This is a genomic window from Rhodococcus sp. NPDC056960 (assembly GCF_042674125.1).
Taxonomy (GTDB): Bacteria; Actinomycetota; Actinomycetes; order Mycobacteriales; family Mycobacteriaceae; genus Rhodococcus_F.
Window position 1 is genome coordinate 1 of record NZ_JBHURF010000087.1, and the last position, 1,880, is coordinate 1,880.

At 66.0% G+C, this 1,880-nt stretch carries 1 protein-coding gene; it reads right to left on the bottom strand.

Annotated features, from left to right (window positions below):
• Positions 1–266: 266 nt before the first annotated feature.
• Positions 267–1,739 carry a pyruvate kinase gene (gene pyk, locus ACFTWF_RS45015; protein ID WP_378467531.1) on the bottom strand — a complete coding sequence of 491 codons (1,473 nt, stop codon included), beginning with the start codon at positions 1,737–1,739 and terminating at the stop codon, positions 267–269.
• Positions 1,740–1,880: the final 141 nt, after the last annotated feature.

The window sequence follows — 1,880 nt, forward strand, 5'->3', positions numbered from 1 at the left end:
TCGTCGATCACCTTCACCGCACCCGACCAGAAACCGTCGACGTCGATCCCGGTCCCCGGCAACGCCTCCTCGTTCACGAAGTCGTAGAGCACCTTCGCGACCTGCAGACCGCCGACCTCAACACGCTCAGTCATGAATGACTCACCTTCCGCCTTGATCAAACTTCCACGATGCGAAAACACAGTTTCGTATCTTGACATAAAGAAAACCGTGTCTCTCGTGTTCTGTCAATAGCGGACGGTCGTACTGTTGCGCGCCACCACCGATCAGTGGTCTTCCTCGCCGATTCTGTGCACGTGAATCAGGTTGGTCGACCCAACGGTGCCCGGTGGCGATCCCGCCACGATGACGACGAGGTCGCCCCGCTGGTACCGGCCCAGGCCGAGAAGCGCGTGGTCGACCTGGTGGATCATCTGGTCGGTCGACTCGACGGGATCGACCAGGAACGTCTCCGTCCCCCACGTCAGCGCGAGTTGAGCGCGCACCTCCGGCAGCGGGGTGAACGCCAGCAACGGCAGCGGGGTGTGCAACCGCGCGAGCCGGCGCAGCGTGTCCCCGGACTGAGTGAACGCGACGAGTGCCGCGGCACCCAGACGCTCCCCGATGTCGCGTGCCGCGTACGACATCACACCGCCCTTCGTGCGGGGCACATGATTCAGCGGCGGAACGTGCGTGGACTTCTCCTCGACCGCACCGATGATCCGGGCCATGGTGCGGACCGTCTCCATCACATGCTTGCCGACGGACGTCTCACCCGACAGCATGACGGCGTCGGCGCCGTCGAGTACGGCGTTGGCCACATCGGACGCCTCGGCGCGGGTGGGCCGCGAATTCTCGATCATCGACTCGAGCATCTGCGTCGCGACGATCACCGGCTTCGCGTTCTCGCGGGCAACCTGGATGGCCCGCTTCTGCGCGAGCGGCACCTGCTCGAGGGGAAGTTCGACGCCCAGATCACCGCGGGCGACCATCACCGCGTCGAATGCGCGCACGATCGCCTCGAGATTGTCGATGGCCTCGGGTTTCTCCAGTTTCGCGATCACTGGAACCCTGCGTCCGACCCGGTCCATCACGTCGTGGACGAGTTCGATGTCTGCCGCCGATCGCACGAACGACAGCGCGATGAGGTCGACGCCGAGACGCAGGGCGAATTCGAGGTCGGCGATGTCCTTGTCCGACAGGGCCGGAACCGACACGTTCATCCCGGGCAGCGACACACCCTTGTTGTTGCTGACCGGTCCCCCCTCGGTCACCCGGCACACCACGTCGTTGCCGTCGACCTCGGTGACGATGAGCCCGATCTTGCCGTCGTCGACGAGCAACCGGTCGCCCGGCTCGGCGTCCTCCGCCAGCTTCTCGTAGGTGGTCGACACCCGGTCGTGGGTGCCCTCGCAGTCGTCGACGGTGATCCGCACGATGTCGCCGTCGGCCCAGACAGTGCCGCCTTCGGCGAAGCGTCCCAACCGGATCTTCGGTCCCTGCAGGTCGGCGAGGATGCCCACCGCGCGGCCGGTGTGTTCGGACGCGTCGCGCACCCGGAGGTAGTTCGCTTCGTGGTCGGAATGATCGCCGTGGCTGAAGTTGAGCCGCGCGATGTCCATTCCGCTGTCGACGAGTTCGCGGATGCGGTCGCCGCTCGCCGTCGCGGGCCCGAGCGTGCAGACGATCTTCGTGCGTCTCGCCGACGCCGGCGCCTGCGCGACGGGATCGGCGAATGTTTCGGACACTGTTGCAGTCATGAGTTTTTCAGTTCTCCTCTAGGCGCTTCCCGTGTCCGCGTAGGACACGGCGGCGGCGCGGACGTCGTCGATGCGGTACCGGTTGGCGGCGTCGACGGCCTTGGAGCGGTCGAGGGTGCCTTCGCCGGCGAGGGCGGACAG